The sequence below is a fragment of the Anaerostipes butyraticus genome, from assembly GCF_016586355.1.
Taxonomy (GTDB): Bacteria; Bacillota; Clostridia; order Lachnospirales; family Lachnospiraceae; genus Anaerostipes; species Anaerostipes butyraticus.
In genome coordinates this window covers 105980-120071 of record NZ_BLYI01000062.1, presented here as the reverse complement: position 1 = coordinate 120071, position 14092 = coordinate 105980, and the positions used below count along the sequence as shown (strand labels likewise).

Sequence of the window (14092 nt, the reverse complement as noted above, 5' to 3'; positions counted from 1 at the left end):
AAGGAGTTATATGAATGAACATCCAACAACTGCCAAAGCTGGAACTTCACTGTCATCTTGATGGATCTCTTGTAAAAACGATGATGGAACGGTATCTGGGCCGTCCGGTATCTGAAAGTGAGCTGACTGTATCGGACAACTGCAGGAGTCTGACGGAATATCTGGAGAAATTTGATCTTCCGCTGCAGTGCCTTCAGGATGAAAAGGGACTGGAAGAAGGCGCTTATGCCTTTGTGGAAGATATTGCCAAAGAAAATGTGCAGTATATCGAAGTAAGATTCGCTCCGATGCTTTCAGTCCATGACGATCTGAGCTGCGGTAAAGTCATCGAAGCAGTGAGAAAAGGAATGGAACGGGGCAGAGAGGATTTTGGCGTCCGCTATGGCATCATTGTATGTGCCATGCGCAGTCATACCACAGAGAAGAACATGGAAATGTTAAGATGTGCAAGGGAATTCCTCGGGCATGGTGTCTGCGCGCTGGATCTGGCAGGCGATGAGTCCATGTATCCGACATCCGGATTCCGGGATATTTTCCGGGAAGCCAGACGCCTGGAAATGCCGTACACCATACATTCCGGAGAGACAGGAAGTCTTGAAAATGTCAGAGAAGCCTATGAACTTCAGGCTGCAAGAATCGGGCATGGAATTGCCTTGAAAGATGATCCGGAACTGATCAAACGTTACAGTGAAAAGGGAATCGGCGTGGAAATGTGTCCGACCAGCAACTTTCAGACCAAAGCTGTGGAAAGCTGGGAAGAATATCCGCTGATGGAATTTTTAGAAGCGGGCATCAAAGTAAGTATCAACACAGATAACAGGACGGTCAGCGGAACGACAATGACAAAGGAGCTGATCAGAGTTTATGAACAATATGGACAGGATGATCAGCTGATTATGAAACTGCTGAAAAATGCGGCAGAAACTGCCTTTGATCCTGACATTCAGGATATTTTTAAAGAAAAATGGGAGGGACTTTCAAAATGAACCGAGATGAAGTATTAAAACATGTAGATCACACACTGCTGACACAGACTGCCACATGGGAAGAAATCAAAGAAATTCTGGATGACGGAATCAAATACAGTACTGCGTCAGCCTGCATCCCGGCAGCCTATGTAAAACAGTCAGCAGAATATGTGGAAGGGAAACTTCCGATCTGTACCGTCATCGGATTTCCAAACGGCTACAGCACCACGGCAGTCAAAGTGTTTGAGACAAAGGATGCCATTGAAAACGGAGCGTCCGAGATTGATATGGTCATCAACATCGGCATGCTGAAAGATAAACGGTATCAGGACGTGGAAGCCGAGATCCGACAGATCAAAGAAGCCTGCGGTGAGAAAATATTAAAAGTAATCATTGAAACCTGTCTGCTGACAGAAGATGAAAAGATCAAAATGTGCGAAATCGTCACAAAAGCAGGAGCGGATTATATCAAGACATCTACGGGATTTTCAACAGCCGGAGCAACGTTTGAGGATGTAGATCTCATGAGGAAACATGTGGGAGAAAACGTAAAAGTAAAGGCGGCCGGCGGCATTTCTTCCTTTGATGATGCAGAGGAATTCATCCGTCTCGGCGCAGAACGCCTGGGAACCAGCCGGCTGGTTAAAATCATGAAAAACAGCCCGGATGCAGGAGCCGGATATTAAAACAAGCTTCGTATAAGGACAGGATAAAAAGGTAAGGCTGCATGACATTAACTTGCATGCCCTGCCTTTTTTGTTATACTTATTTACAAGATATAAAAAACAAAAAGGAAAAAAGAGAATGGTATGATATGCCTGTGAGAGGAGGAAGAGCCATGCAGAAAATCATCAAAGATAAATTAAAAGAAATAGAAGAAAAAGAGAATGTGACCATTCTTATGGCGGTGGAATCCGGAAGCCGGGCATGGGGATTTGCATCGCCGGACAGTGATTACGATGTGCGTTTTATCTATGTAAGGAAAAAGGAGGATTATCTGAGGCTGGATACGGTTCGGGATGTCATTGACTGGCAGCTGGACGATGTGCTGGATATCAATGGATGGGATGTAAAGAAAGCGCTGCAGCTCATGCACAATTCCAATCCTACGGTATTTGAGTGGTGTGAGTCGCCGATTGTATATAGAACCAGTGAGGCATTTGAGCAGATGAAGCAGTTAAGGAAAGCATACTTTTCGCCGAAAAAGAGCCTGTACCACTATCTTCATATGGCAGAATCCAACTACAGAAAGTTTCTGCAGTGTGACCAGATCAAAGTAAAGAAATATTTTTATGTCCTCCGTCCGATTCTGGCGGCAAAGTGGATTGCGGAAAAGAAAATATGGCCGCCGATGCTGTTTTCAGAATTAATGGAAGCAGAGCTGGAGGAAGATTTAAAGCCGGAAACAGAACGGCTTCTTGTTATGAAAAAAGAAATGGATGAAATGGAGCTGGTACCGGGAAGCCGGAAGATCAATGCATATGTGGAGTCAAATCTGGAAAAGTTTAAAAAACTGGCAGATGACATGCCAAAAACGGAAACATCCTGGGATTCTCTGAACCATTATTTCCAATCCCTGTTATCATAAAAGAGGAGGCAGTCAATGAATCTTACGAAAACGAGTAAATTTATCAGTCTGATTTTAAGACACAGACCAGAAGCCATTGGGATTTCTTTGGATGAACATGGGTGGGCCAGGGTAGATGAGCTGATTCAGGGCATCTCCAAACGGCATCCGTTTTCCATGGAAATGCTGGAAGAGATTGTCCGCACGGACAAGAAGCAGCGGTATTCCTTTAATGAAAACAAGACGCTGATTCGTGCCAATCAGGGACATTCGATTCCTGTAGACGTAGAACTTCCGGAAAAGAAGCCGCCCCGGATTCTGTACCATGGAACCGGTGAAAAATTTGTAAATTCCATCGACCGCCAGGGGCTGCTGCCAAGGGGCAGATTGTATGTGCACCTGTCTCCGGATGAAGCCACAGCAAAAATAGTAGGCGCCCGCCACGGGAAACCGGTTATTTATCAAGTGCTGGCAGGCGAGATGGCGGATCAGGGATTTACATTTTATCAGTCGGTAAACGGCGTGTGGCTGACAAAGAAAGTGCCGGCAGAGTTTCTCAGAAAAATCAAAAGCGAATAAAACATATCAGAAAATAAGAGAAAAGGAAGCTGAACATATGAAATATACGGTATTGCGAATAGACGAAGACATCGATTACGGATGCGAAGAAAGAGATGAAAACCAGCCGGTCATGGCAGTTGTGACTTTAAGGGACGAAGAAGGAATGGAAATCACACTCCGGCAGGAAGACCAGATGCTGTATCAAAGGGAAATCAAAGAAGGAGACGAGGTGATTCTGGATGAAGAGAAAAAACTGCAAAAAGTGCCGGATGAAAACTGGACCGAGACGTGTACATCCAGGACAGTGGACATTCCTAAGTTTACCGCGATGATGGAGGTGGTAAAAGAAGGAAAAGACATCGACTGGATCTGCCCCTTCTGCGGAGGAAAGGTCGGGCTGATATCCAGCGAAAACGGGAAAACAACCATCGGGTGCGGCAGCTGCGATATGAGGATACAGCTGGAAACAAATTGAAAGAGCTGAAAGGAGGAATCGGAATATGTTATTCATTGGAGTCGATCTCGGAACGTCGGCAGTAAAATTGTTATTAATGGATGAAACGGGGAAAATCCATAAAGTCGTATCAAAGGAATATCCTTTGTATTTCCCGCAGCCGGGATGGTCAGAACAGAATCCTCAGGACTGGATCCGGCAGAGCATGGAGGGAATCAAAGAATTGACCGCACAGTGTGACAAGAGTCAGATCAAAGGAATCAGCTTTGGAGGGCAGATGCACGGTCTGGTAGTCCTGGATAAAAAGGATCAGGTCATCCGGCCGGCCATTCTCTGGAATGACGGAAGAACGGGAAAACAGACGGATTACCTGAATCAGGAGATTGGAAAGGAAACTTTATCCCGTTATACTGGAAACATTGCATTTGCAGGTTTTACGGCGCCGAAAATCCTTTGGATGAGGGAAAAGGAACCGGAGAATTTTGCCCGTGTCCGAAAAATCATGCTGCCGAAAGATTATCTGGCATTTTATCTTTCTGGAGAATTTTCTACAGACTTTTCTGATGCCTCCGGCACGCTGCTTCTGGATGTGGAGCATAAGCGCTGGTCAGAAAAAATGATGGAAATCTGCGGCGTCAGAGAATCTCAGCTTCCGAAGCTTTATGAAAGCTGGGAACCGACCGGAGCCATAAAGCCGGAAATTGCGGAAGAACTGGGAATTCCTCAGGATGTAAAAATCATAGCCGGAGCAGGGGATAATGCAGCGGCGGCTGTGGGAACGGGAACAGTAGGCGAAGGACAATGCAACCTGTCTGTGGGTACATCCGGAACCGTATTTATTTCCAGTAAAAATTTCGGCGTGGATGAACATAATGCCCTTCATTCTTTTGCCCATGCAGACGGCAATTATCATTTAATGGGATGCATGCTGAGCGCGGCATCCTGTAATAAATGGTGGATGGAAGAAATTCTGAGAACTAAAGAGTATCAGAAAGAGCAGGAAGGAATCTGGAAACTGGGAGAGAATCCGGTATTTTATCTGCCATATTTGATGGGTGAAAGATCGCCCCACAATGATCCGGATGCCAGAGCAGCATTTGTGGGAATGAGCATGGACACCACCAGAGAAGATATGACCCAGGCGATGCTGGAAGGCGTTGCGTTCGGACTCAGAGACTCGATGGAAGCGGCGAAAAGCACAGGGCTGACTCCGAAGCGCAGCAAAATATGCGGCGGCGGAGCGAAAAGTCCTCTTTGGAGGAAAATTATTGCCAATGTTATGAATATGAAAATTGACAGAATTGAAAGTGAGGAAGGACCAGGATATGGAGCTGCAATCCTGGCAGCCGTGGGATGCGGAGTGTTTTCCTCTGTGGAAGAAGCAGCGGGCAGACTGGTAAAGATTACAGACACGGAAGAATCAGATCCGCAGCTGGCGGAAAAATATGAAGAAAAATACCAGAAGTATCGGAAACTGTATCCGGCACTGAAGGAGTTTTATCACATAGAATAATTGGAAGAATGCAGGAGGTGGAGATTATGATCTATTTAACCAGCGATATACATGGTGACTGCCGTACATTTGAAAAAATGCTTCATAAGATTCGTTTTACGAAGCAGGATCAAATGTATATTTTGGGGGACGCCGTAGATAAGGGAAAAGAAAATCTCCGCCTGATTGCATTGATTCGGGAAGCCGGCAATATAGGACTGATCAAGGGAAATCATGAATATTTGTGTGAGCGGTATCTGGAGGGAATCATAGGGGCGTCTTTCTGGGATGCCTGCGGCGGCCTCAGTACGAGAAAAGAAGTAGACGTTCTGTCTGAGAGTGAGAAAGAAGATCTGGCAGGATATCTGAAAAGCTTACCAATTTATAAAGATGTCATAATAGGAGAAAATCGATATTTTCTGACCCATTCGGGACTGAATGCGGATTATATCGTCAGTGGAGAAGGGGACGTTGTAGATATTAAGGCGTCCGTTCAGGAAGCAGTGGATCATGACCAGGAGAGGTATCTTTTCTCCAATGATATTCATTACATACCGGCTGCGGTCAGGTTTGACCGGCAGATTATCGTGGGGCATTATCCGACAGTGTTGCTGCCGGACTGGGAGCGGTCTGAAATCTACCGGAACCGGAGATATACAGATATTGATACCGGAAATGAAAGGCGCAGAGACGGTGGCCGGCTGGCGTGTCTCCGTCTGGAAGACGGCCGGGAATATTATGTGTAGAGGTTCGTCAGAGAGAGGAAAATGTAAATTACTAAAATTAATATTTCCATATTTTTACTATTTATATTTACAAATAGATAAAGATTTGTTATAATAAATCAAAAGCATAATATAATTTCTAAAATCATCAATATAAAGGTGAATCTATTTGAGGTCTCATATCATTTCATAATCGTATCAGATACGATCTTTTCAGGAAATTCGTGCTTTTTATTCCATGATTGAGGCAGGAGTTTCTGAGAAGAAGAAACTCCGAAGTGTTAAGGAGGGGAATGTTATTGAGAAAAGAACAGCGGGAAGAAAATCATGTTTTTCAGTGGCACCCTGCTTTTTATGCAGGGCTGCAGATTGAATTAGAAGAAGAGTCGGAGCATTTGATGTTTGAGAATGAGCATCAGCTGGGAACTAAGCCCAGAGCGATTGATGTTCTTGTGATCAAGAAAACAAATGAGAGGATTTCTTCGAATATAGGAGAGATTTTCCGCCGATATAATATCATCGAGTATAAAAGCCCGTCAGATTATATGGGGATTGATGATTTCTATAAGGTTTACGCATATGCATGTTTGTATAAAGCAGATCAGAAAGAGGCGGACGCTGTTTCGATTGATGAGATTACAATTACAATCGCGTGCAGCAGATATCCAAGAAAACTGATTCAGCATCTGGAAAGCAGCAGAGGCTATTTTGTCAGAAAGAAGGAGAAGGGAATTTATTATGTTATGGGAGATAAGATTCCCATACAGATGGTCCTGCTGCATCAACTATCAGGTGAGAAAAATCTGTGGCTTCATAGTTTATCAGTAGAGATGTCAGGACGGGAAGAAGCAGAATCTTTATTAAAGGAATATGAGAAGCATAAACGAGATAAAAAATATCGTTCGGTTATGGATATGATTGTCCGGGTAAACCGGGAACGGTTTTTGGAGGTGAAGAAGATGTGTCAGGCATTAGAGGAACTGATGGCAGATGAACTGGAAGATATGAGGAAAAAAGGACAGGAAGATGGAAGAAAAGAAGGAATCGCACGTTTTGCAAAGCTGTCTGGTATTCTGCTCCGGCAGAACCAGCAGGATCTTCTGCTGAAAGCAACAGAAGACGGAGATTATATGGAGCAGTTGTTTCAAAAGTACAAAATATGAAAATTCCGCTTTGCTTCAGCACAGAATGTTAACTATTGATTAAAATGAGTTGACAATAGTGCCCGAACTGCTTATAATCAATGGGAAATCAGACACTGGAAGTGAAAGAAGGGAATCATAATGAGTATTGTGCGGCAGTTAAAGGAAAAAGTAATGTCTGGAGAGTGGATCGGGAAAGAAGAAGCTCTGCAGCTGGCGGCAGCGCCATTGGAGGAACTGACAGAGGCGGCAGATGAGATCCGCAGGCGGTATTGCGGGGATACCTTTGATATTTGTACGATCATCAATGGGAAGTCCGGAAAATGTTCAGAAGACTGCAAATTCTGCGCTCAGAGTTCCAGATATCATACAGGGCTGAAAGATACATATCCGCTGCTTGGAACGGAAGAACTTCTGAAAGAAGCAAAGTACAATGCGGACAGAGGCGTTCTCAGATATTCTATTGTCACGTCAGGAAGATGTCTGTCGGACCGGGAGGTGGAGCAGCTTTGTGACAGCATACGCAGGATAAAAGAAGAAACAGATATCCGGATCTGTGTTTCGCCGGGACTGCTTAGGGAGGAACAGTTTCGCAGATTAAAAGAAGCGGGAGCTGACAGGGTGCACTGCAATCTGGAATCGTCCGAGAGATATTTTCCGCAGGTGTGCACAACGCATACTTATGAGGAGAAGACTGCCGCGATACAGGCGGCAGAGAGGGCCGGACTTTCTGTCTGTTCCGGGGGAATTCTTGGTCTGGGAGAGTCAATGGAAGACCGGATTGACATGGTACTGACAGTGAGAAATCTGGGAGTCAGATCGATACCGGTGAATGTGCTGAATCCTATACCAGGAACGCCTTATGAGAAGAATCCGGTGCTGTCCGGGGAAGAAATTCTTCGATGCACTGCAGTTTTTCGATTTTTGATTCCGGATGGATTTATCCGTCTGGCAGGAGGAAGAGGTCTGATGGAGGATAAAGGAAAGCAGTGTTTTCAGAGCGGGGTAAACGCGGCAATCTCCGGGGATATGCTGACAACAGCCGGAATTACGGTAGAAAGCGATATGGAAATGATCCGGTCGCTGGGATACAAAGTTTCACTATAAGATGCAGAGAAGGTTAGAAGGGCATATTTTCTATGCTCTTCTTTTTAATTTTACTTAGGGATGATATAATGGTAAGGAGTTTAATGGGAGGAAAGGAAAAGGAATGAAACAGATTGAAATTTGTATCCATCCGGATGGAAAGATTGATGCTGAGACGTTCGGCATCAAAGGAAAAGGCTGCCTGAAATATGTAGAATTACTGGAAAAAATGCTGCATGCGCAGACAGTGGATTCTGATTATACGTCAGAATATTATGAGACAGAAGAAGAATTGACGCAGATTCAGGAAACGGAAATGAAAATAAAACGATAAAAAAAGAGGAGTGGAACATTATGGGAAAGAATGAAAAAGTGAAATACATTCCCAAAACAGGTTTTGCTTTTTTTGGCCTGAGCTGTGTGACTTATTGGAGAATGTATCAGGATACGAAACAGTGGAAAGGGTATTTCCTGCTGTTTTTTCTTGCAGGCCCTTTTAACCTGGCAAACCTTATATTTGAGCTGTTTAATGTGGTCAATACAATCAGAGTTAATTTTATGATGCTCCAGATTCTGATTTTCATATTACAGTGGGGAGCAGGGATAATTTCCGCGCTGAAATTCAGAAAGGAATACTGGATGACATTTGAAATGTATGGAACAGATGTCAGCCAGAGAGACAAAGCGCTCCGGGAAAGAATCCGGAAAGAAACAAATACAAAAGAGACGTTGGTCACTGACTTATCAGATGGCAGTCTGAGAAAAGTAAAATGGCCGTGGCTGTCTCTGCCGATGTTTGCCTGGGCAGGCTTTGGCTGTGCCGTAAAAAAAGCGCATGTGAAGAAATATATGAAATGGATGGCAGCGTATCTTCTTATGCTGTGCGGTTTTCTTTTGTGCATGATCGTGATTCCTTATGCTCATGACAGGCAGGGATGGTTTTCGGACAGTTTTATGATGACAGTTCTGCCGGAAATGAGAAGGATTGTATACCTGATCTGGTTTGCAAGCATTATTCACAGCTTCTCAAAGCGGAAAGAATATCTTTTGTATCTGGAGGCTTATGAAAAAATCCGGCCAGGAGAGGAAGAAGTTATGAAAGCCAGGGTGATGGAGCGTCATCGAGAAAAGAACCGCCGTAAAGCAGAGAAGAAGCATTCAGAATCTGTGCCGGAAGAAACAGTGCCGGTATCAAAAGCACCGGCCGGCAAAGAAGTACAGAAGCCGCTTTCCGGCCGGGCAGTGGATGTGAAACCTGACCGTTCGGTAAAAAAGATTGATATCAACCGATGCGGAGAGGAGGAACTGGCAAAGCTTCCTGGAATTAATGCCATTTTAGCAAAAAAGGCCATTGGGTACAGAGAAGAAAAAGAAGCATTTCAATCAGTGGAAGAGCTGATCGATCTTCTGGGTGTTAAACCTCATATGGCGGTTCAGATTTTAAAAATGGCAGAAGCCGTTCCTGTACCAAAAGATGACAGGAGGAAGCACACCGGACGTGTGCTTGATATCTGATCATGAGGGTTCACAGAATTTTAAGGGAGACAGCCGCGGAAGGCCCGGGACTGCGCTATTGTGTCTGGGTGCAGGGATGCAGCCATCATTGTCCCGGATGCTTTGCAAAGGACACCTGGGATTCGGAAAAAGGCCGGTGGATAGAGATAGAAGACATAAAAGAAGATCTGCGCCGGGCCATTCAGAGTGCAGCGGGAAAGAGGAAAGACCTGGAAGGGCTTACTCTGTTAGGAGGGGAGCCCTTTGATCAGGCGCAGGAAGCGGCACAGCTGGCAAAAGAAGCGAAAAAGCATGGATTGAGCGTTCTGACATTTACCGGATACCGGCTGGAAGAACTGAGGAAAAAAGGACCGGCAGAAAGAAAATTATTGAAAAGAACGGATCTTCTGATTGATGGTCCTTTTGAGGAAGAAAAGAAAAGTTTTGACCGGCCGCTTGTGGGATCTTCCAATCAGAGATTTCACTTTCTGACAGACCGGTACAAAAAGGAAGACATCATGTCCTGGAAGAATTCTTTTGAAATCCGAATTGATCAAGACGGCAGAATATGGATCAACGGAATGGGAGATTTGGCAGGATTGAGAGATTATGAAAAAAGGAGGCACAGCAGCAATGAAATATCATGGGATTGACGCACAGTTTGCCAATCTGGTAAAGGCAAGGTTCCCATTTGTGTATATCCCTACCTGGGAAGAAGACCGTGCGCTGCAGATGATTTATGACGTGGCAGAAAATACAGAATTTTTTCAAAGTGGACGGGAAGTATATGTCTGGAGTCAGACGACCGGTATCCGGAAAAAGGGAGAAGCAGGAAAAAAGAATGAAACGGTCCATCCCTCCGCGGCCATTGATTTTGCAGAGAAAACAGAAGAAAATATGATTCTTGTATTAAAGGATTTTCATGTGTTTTTCGGAACCGGGAACCGGGCGCCGGATTATGCCCTGATCCGCAGGCTGAGAGATTATCTGTCCAACAGCCGGTCAACAGGAACTTATATGAAAACCATCGTGTTCTTATCTCCGGTTTTAGTTCTGCCGGAAGATATGCAGAAGGAAATCACAGTCCTGGAATTTCCTCTTCCGACGGCAGATCAGATACACTCTGTCATGGATGATCTGATTGAAACAAATGCGGATGTTATCCAGGTGGATTTAGACGAAAGTGAGAGAAGAAGTCTGGCGAAGGCAGCTTTGGGCCTGACCCTTCAGGAAGCGGAGAACGCTTTTTCCAAGGCTATGGTGGAGCTGAAAGGGTTAAACCGGAAAGCATTTCAGACGGTGATGGAAGAAAAGAATCAGGTCATACGGAAGACAGGAATTCTGGAATTTATCAAATCAGATTTAAGTCTGGAAGATATTGGAGGACTGGAAAATCTGAAAAAGTGGCTGTTAAAAAGGAAAGATTCATGGAGTGAAAGAGCAGCGTTTTATCATCTGCCGGCGCCAAAAGGAGTGCTGATCACAGGTGTGCCCGGCTGCGGAAAAAGTCTTACCGCTAAAGCCATGAGCGCAATCTGGGAACTCCCTTTGTTAAAGATGGATATGGGAAGAATTTTCAGCGGCGTGGTGGGAAGTTCAGAGGAAAATATGAGAAAAGCCATCGCCACGGCAGAAGCGGTGGCGCCGTCGATTTTATGGATTGATGAGATTGAGAAAGGATTTGCCTCCGGCGGGGAAGCCACCGGGGACGGCGGAACTTCCGCAAGAGTTTTCGCCTCCTTTTTAACCTGGATGCAGGAGAAGGAATCTCCGGTTTTTGTCATTGCCACAGCAAACAATATCAGGACCCTGCCGCCGGAATTATTAAGAAAAGGCCGCTTTGATGAGATCTTTTTTGTGGATCTGCCGACTTTTTCTGAGAGAAAGAAGATTTTTGAACTGCATATCCGGAAGAAAATCTGTTCCTGCAGAGCAGGGGAAAACTTTGTTATAACAGAAGAACTTCTGGAACATCTGGCACGGATCAGTGAGGGATTTGTGGGAGCGGAGATTGAACAGGTAATTTACAATGCGCTGTATGAAGCCTTTTTTGAGAAGCGAAAGGTTTTGCCGGAAGATATTGAGCAGGCAGTGGCCATGACGATTCCTCTGTCCGTAACGCAGAAGGAGCAGATCAAAGAGCTGAGAGAATGGGCCAATATCAGAGCCGTAGCCGCCACTGCCAAAGAAGATCTGAAGCAGTATCAGGTCAGTGAGCAGGCGCGTAAAGAAGATAAAGAAGGAGATATTAATACAAGCCGGGGAGGACGGCTGCTTGATTTTTAGGAGGAAATTATGTCAATGACATTAACGATGGTTGCATTGTCTGTCGCGGTAACCGGCACATGCAGCATAAGCAGTATTCGAACATTTCTGAAATTCCGCCAGCAGGAGAAAATGCTGGGAAGAGAGACTGCCAGCAGGATTGAAACGAATTTTACAGATGAAGGTCTGCTGATCAAAACATTAGAGGAACATGGAATGGAAGTGATTCTGGAGGAAGACGGAGCCATCCGGGCTTCCGCGGAAGAGAAAGAGCTGGTATACAGCAAGAATTTCCAGGGAGTCTATGAAGTGGATTTAGGCGGTCAGCCGGAGTCGGAAGAGCTGGTGCAGGAATTGATTTCCCTGGAGGAAGAGTATGGATTTAATGTTCAGGAGTTTACGTATCAGAGATTAAAAGAGCATCTTTCGTCAGAAGGGATGGAAGTTCATTCCGAAGAGGTATTAGAGGATAATACCATTAAGATCGTCCTTAATGTGTAACCCGGTCAAAAGAGAAATATAAGAAAGGAAATCAGACATGCCATTTTTCATGATCAGAAATGATATTACAAAAGTCAGAGCCGATGCGATTGTAAATCCGGCCAACGAGGAACTGCTGGAGGGAAGCGGAACCAGCCGGGCCATCTATCTGGCAGCAGGGGAAGAAAAGCTGGACAAAGCCTGCCGTAAGATTGGAAGATGTGAACTGGGAAAGGCAGCGGCAACTCCTGCCTTTCGTCTGACTGCGCAGTATATTTTTCACGCTGTGGGACCGGTATGGATCAATGGGGAAAGAGGAGAGGAAGAAATTCTCTATCATACTTATATGGAAACCCTGCGTCTGGCAGAAGACTACCGTCTGGATTCCATAGCGTTTCCGCTGCTTTCCGCAGGAAATTACGGTTTCCCAAAAGAGATTGCCATGAGAACTGCGGTAAGAGCCATCAGTGAGTTTCTTATGGATCATGAAATGACAATATATCTGGTTCTTTATGATCAGGATTCTTTTGCTATCAGCAGGAAATTGTCAGAATCCATAGAAGCTTACATAGACGATCACTATGTAGAAGAAAATGATGAAAGGATTCCGGGAGATGAAGATTACCCGGAAACGGCAAAAGAAGAATTTCGGATGAAACTGGATAATATACCGGTTACGGCATCCATGCCGCGTCCGCAAAGAGCCGCACAGCGCATTGAACAGAGAGCAGATCAGGAAGTTCAGATGAATTTTCTGGAACAGCTGCTGAGAAAAAAAGAAGAAACCTTTTCTCAGGCACTGCTGCGGATGATCGATGAGAGAGGCTTGAAGGATTCTTATGTATACAAGAAGGCAAATATTGACCGGAGACATTTTTCAAAGATTCGGAATCATCCGGATTATACGCCAAATAAAAAGACAGTGATCGCATTTGCGGTTGCGCTGGAACTGTCTCTGGAGGAAACCAATGATCTGCTGATGAAAGCAGGATACGCATTTTCCAACTGTTCAAAATTTGATGTGATCATTCGTTATTTCATTGAAAAAAAAGATTATGATATTTTTGAGATTAACGAAGCATTGTTTTCATTTCATCAGCCGACACTGGGAGAATAAATGTCTCCTGTCATGCGACCAAACCAATTCAGAAATTCGGTATCATAAGCTTATCAAAAGAAAGGAAGGTAAGCAGAATGAAAAAAGGATTAACAGAATTGGTTTTTATTTTAGATAGAAGCGGCTCTATGGCAGGGCTGGAAAGTGACACCATCGGAGGGTTTAACGGAATGATCCGGAAACAGAAAAAGCAGAAAGGCAAGGCAAATGTAACGACTGTTTTGTTTGATGACCGCTGTAATGTGATTCATGACAGGTTTCCGTTAAAAACAATTCTGCCGATGACGGAAAGGGATTACTATGTAGGAGGCTGCACGGCGCTGCTGGACGCAGTGGGAAAGACAATCCAAAAGATGGCGAATATCCAGAAACATCTGCCGGAGAAAAAAAGAGCGGAGAAAGTGATTTTTGTTATCATGACAGATGGAATGGAAAATGCCAGCCGGGAATATGGATATAAGGAAGTAAAATCCATGATTGAAAAAGAAAAGGAAATCTACGGATGGGAGTTCCTGTTTCTGGGCGCCAATATTGACGCGGTGGCGGAAGCAGGCAGAATGGGAATCCGAGCAGACCGATCCGTTACTTTTCAAAATGACAGCCAGGGAATCGCGGTAAATTATCAGGCAGTGGAAGAAACCTTAAGCTGTATGCGGGCAGCAGCTTCTATGGCTCAGGTTGATGGCAGATGGAAAGAGGCAATCGAGAAAGATTACAGAAAGAGAAAGGGGAAAAAATAAT

The 14092-nt window shown here is 44.7% G+C and carries 16 protein-coding genes; all 16 read left to right on the top strand.

Going from position 1 to position 14092, the window contains the following annotated elements; translation table 11 throughout:
• Nucleotides 1–14: 14 nt before the first annotated feature.
• The 16 genes from add (at nucleotide 15) to JMF81_RS13400 (ending at nucleotide 14091) form a co-directional block, all read left to right on the top strand.
• On the top strand, nucleotides 15–986 hold the full coding sequence (add, locus tag JMF81_RS13475; RefSeq protein WP_201311954.1) for an adenosine deaminase: 972 nt from the start codon (nucleotides 15–17) through the stop codon (nucleotides 984–986).
• The gene (deoC, locus tag JMF81_RS13470; RefSeq protein WP_201311953.1) at nucleotides 983–1654 is read left to right on the top strand and encodes a deoxyribose-phosphate aldolase; all 672 of its coding nucleotides are present in this window, start codon (nucleotides 983–985) and stop codon (nucleotides 1652–1654) included. The genes add and deoC overlap by 4 nt, the downstream gene beginning before the upstream one ends.
• A gap of 152 nt (nucleotides 1655–1806) precedes the next feature.
• Nucleotides 1807–2556 (top strand): nucleotidyltransferase domain-containing protein, encoded by a 750-nt coding sequence (locus JMF81_RS13465; protein WP_201311952.1) that lies wholly within the window; start codon nucleotides 1807–1809, stop codon nucleotides 2554–2556.
• Nucleotides 2557–2571: 15 nt separating this feature from the next.
• A complete protein-coding gene (locus JMF81_RS13460; RefSeq protein WP_201311951.1) occupies nucleotides 2572–3114 on the top strand; it encodes an RNA 2'-phosphotransferase in 543 nt (180 codons plus the stop codon).
• 37 nt (nucleotides 3115–3151) lie between these two features.
• Nucleotides 3152–3571, top strand: a complete 420-nt coding sequence (locus JMF81_RS13455) for a hypothetical protein (protein ID WP_201311950.1) — start codon at nucleotides 3152–3154, stop codon at nucleotides 3569–3571.
• Between the two features lie 25 nt (nucleotides 3572–3596).
• Complete coding sequence (gene xylB, locus JMF81_RS13450; protein WP_201311949.1) at nucleotides 3597–5063, top strand: xylulokinase; 1467 nt, start codon at nucleotides 3597–3599, stop codon at nucleotides 5061–5063.
• A gap of 26 nt (nucleotides 5064–5089) precedes the next feature.
• A complete protein-coding gene (locus JMF81_RS13445; RefSeq protein ID WP_201311948.1) occupies nucleotides 5090–5788 on the top strand; it encodes a metallophosphoesterase in 699 nt (232 codons plus the stop codon).
• A gap of 272 nt (nucleotides 5789–6060) precedes the next feature.
• On the top strand, nucleotides 6061–6930 hold the full coding sequence (locus tag JMF81_RS13440) for a 3-isopropylmalate dehydrogenase (RefSeq protein ID WP_201311947.1): 870 nt from the start codon (nucleotides 6061–6063) through the stop codon (nucleotides 6928–6930).
• 120 nt (nucleotides 6931–7050) lie between these two features.
• Nucleotides 7051–8016 carry a biotin synthase BioB gene (gene bioB, locus JMF81_RS13435; protein WP_201311946.1) on the top strand — a complete coding sequence of 322 codons (966 nt, stop codon included), beginning with the start codon at nucleotides 7051–7053 and terminating at the stop codon, nucleotides 8014–8016.
• A gap of 103 nt (nucleotides 8017–8119) precedes the next feature.
• Nucleotides 8120–8329, top strand: a complete 210-nt coding sequence (locus tag JMF81_RS13430; RefSeq protein WP_201311945.1) for a DUF2997 domain-containing protein — start codon at nucleotides 8120–8122, stop codon at nucleotides 8327–8329.
• 20 nt (nucleotides 8330–8349) lie between these two features.
• The gene (locus tag JMF81_RS13425; protein WP_201311944.1) at nucleotides 8350–9510 is read left to right on the top strand and encodes a ComEA family DNA-binding protein; all 1161 of its coding nucleotides are present in this window, start codon (nucleotides 8350–8352) and stop codon (nucleotides 9508–9510) included.
• A gap of 2 nt (nucleotides 9511–9512) precedes the next feature.
• Nucleotides 9513–10142: a 4Fe-4S single cluster domain-containing protein gene (locus JMF81_RS13420; RefSeq protein ID WP_243282673.1), complete on the top strand. Its 630-nt coding sequence runs from the start codon at nucleotides 9513–9515 to the stop codon at nucleotides 10140–10142.
• Nucleotides 10123–11775: an AAA family ATPase gene (locus JMF81_RS13415; protein ID WP_201311943.1), complete on the top strand. Its 1653-nt coding sequence runs from the start codon at nucleotides 10123–10125 to the stop codon at nucleotides 11773–11775. The genes JMF81_RS13420 and JMF81_RS13415 overlap by 20 nt, the downstream gene beginning before the upstream one ends.
• 9 nt (nucleotides 11776–11784) lie before the next feature.
• A complete protein-coding gene (locus tag JMF81_RS13410) occupies nucleotides 11785–12255 on the top strand; it encodes a hypothetical protein (RefSeq protein ID WP_201311942.1) in 471 nt (156 codons plus the stop codon).
• 37 nt (nucleotides 12256–12292) lie between these two features.
• Entirely contained in the window at nucleotides 12293–13351 is a 1059-nt protein-coding gene (locus tag JMF81_RS13405; protein ID WP_201311941.1) for a macro domain-containing protein, read from the top strand.
• Between the two features lie 77 nt (nucleotides 13352–13428).
• Nucleotides 13429–14091 (top strand): vWA domain-containing protein, encoded by a 663-nt coding sequence (locus JMF81_RS13400; RefSeq protein WP_201311940.1) that lies wholly within the window; start codon nucleotides 13429–13431, stop codon nucleotides 14089–14091.
• Nucleotide 14092 lies beyond the last annotated feature (1 nt).

Bases quoted from the DNA above. Each gene is read 5' to 3' on its own strand.
- add (WP_201311954.1), top strand. From the start codon at position 15: ATGAACATCCAACAACTGCCAAAGCTGGAACTTCACTGTCATCTTGAT.
- deoC (WP_201311953.1), top strand. From the start codon at position 983: ATGAACCGAGATGAAGTATTAAAACATGTAGATCACACACTGCTGACA.
- JMF81_RS13465 (WP_201311952.1), top strand. From the start codon at position 1,807: ATGCAGAAAATCATCAAAGATAAATTAAAAGAAATAGAAGAAAAAGAG.
- JMF81_RS13460 (WP_201311951.1), top strand. From the start codon at position 2,572: ATGAATCTTACGAAAACGAGTAAATTTATCAGTCTGATTTTAAGACAC.
- JMF81_RS13455 (WP_201311950.1), top strand. From the start codon at position 3,152: ATGAAATATACGGTATTGCGAATAGACGAAGACATCGATTACGGATGC.
- xylB (WP_201311949.1), top strand. From the start codon at position 3,597: ATGTTATTCATTGGAGTCGATCTCGGAACGTCGGCAGTAAAATTGTTA.
- JMF81_RS13445 (WP_201311948.1), top strand. From the start codon at position 5,090: ATGATCTATTTAACCAGCGATATACATGGTGACTGCCGTACATTTGAA.
- JMF81_RS13440 (WP_201311947.1), top strand. From the start codon at position 6,061: ATGTTATTGAGAAAAGAACAGCGGGAAGAAAATCATGTTTTTCAGTGG.
- bioB (WP_201311946.1), top strand. From the start codon at position 7,051: ATGAGTATTGTGCGGCAGTTAAAGGAAAAAGTAATGTCTGGAGAGTGG.
- JMF81_RS13430 (WP_201311945.1), top strand. From the start codon at position 8,120: ATGAAACAGATTGAAATTTGTATCCATCCGGATGGAAAGATTGATGCT.
- JMF81_RS13425 (WP_201311944.1), top strand. From the start codon at position 8,350: ATGGGAAAGAATGAAAAAGTGAAATACATTCCCAAAACAGGTTTTGCT.
- JMF81_RS13420 (WP_243282673.1), top strand. From the start codon at position 9,513: ATGAGGGTTCACAGAATTTTAAGGGAGACAGCCGCGGAAGGCCCGGGA.
- JMF81_RS13415 (WP_201311943.1), top strand. From the start codon at position 10,123: ATGAAATATCATGGGATTGACGCACAGTTTGCCAATCTGGTAAAGGCA.
- JMF81_RS13410 (WP_201311942.1), top strand. From the start codon at position 11,785: ATGTCAATGACATTAACGATGGTTGCATTGTCTGTCGCGGTAACCGGC.
- JMF81_RS13405 (WP_201311941.1), top strand. From the start codon at position 12,293: ATGCCATTTTTCATGATCAGAAATGATATTACAAAAGTCAGAGCCGAT.
- JMF81_RS13400 (WP_201311940.1), top strand. From the start codon at position 13,429: ATGAAAAAAGGATTAACAGAATTGGTTTTTATTTTAGATAGAAGCGGC.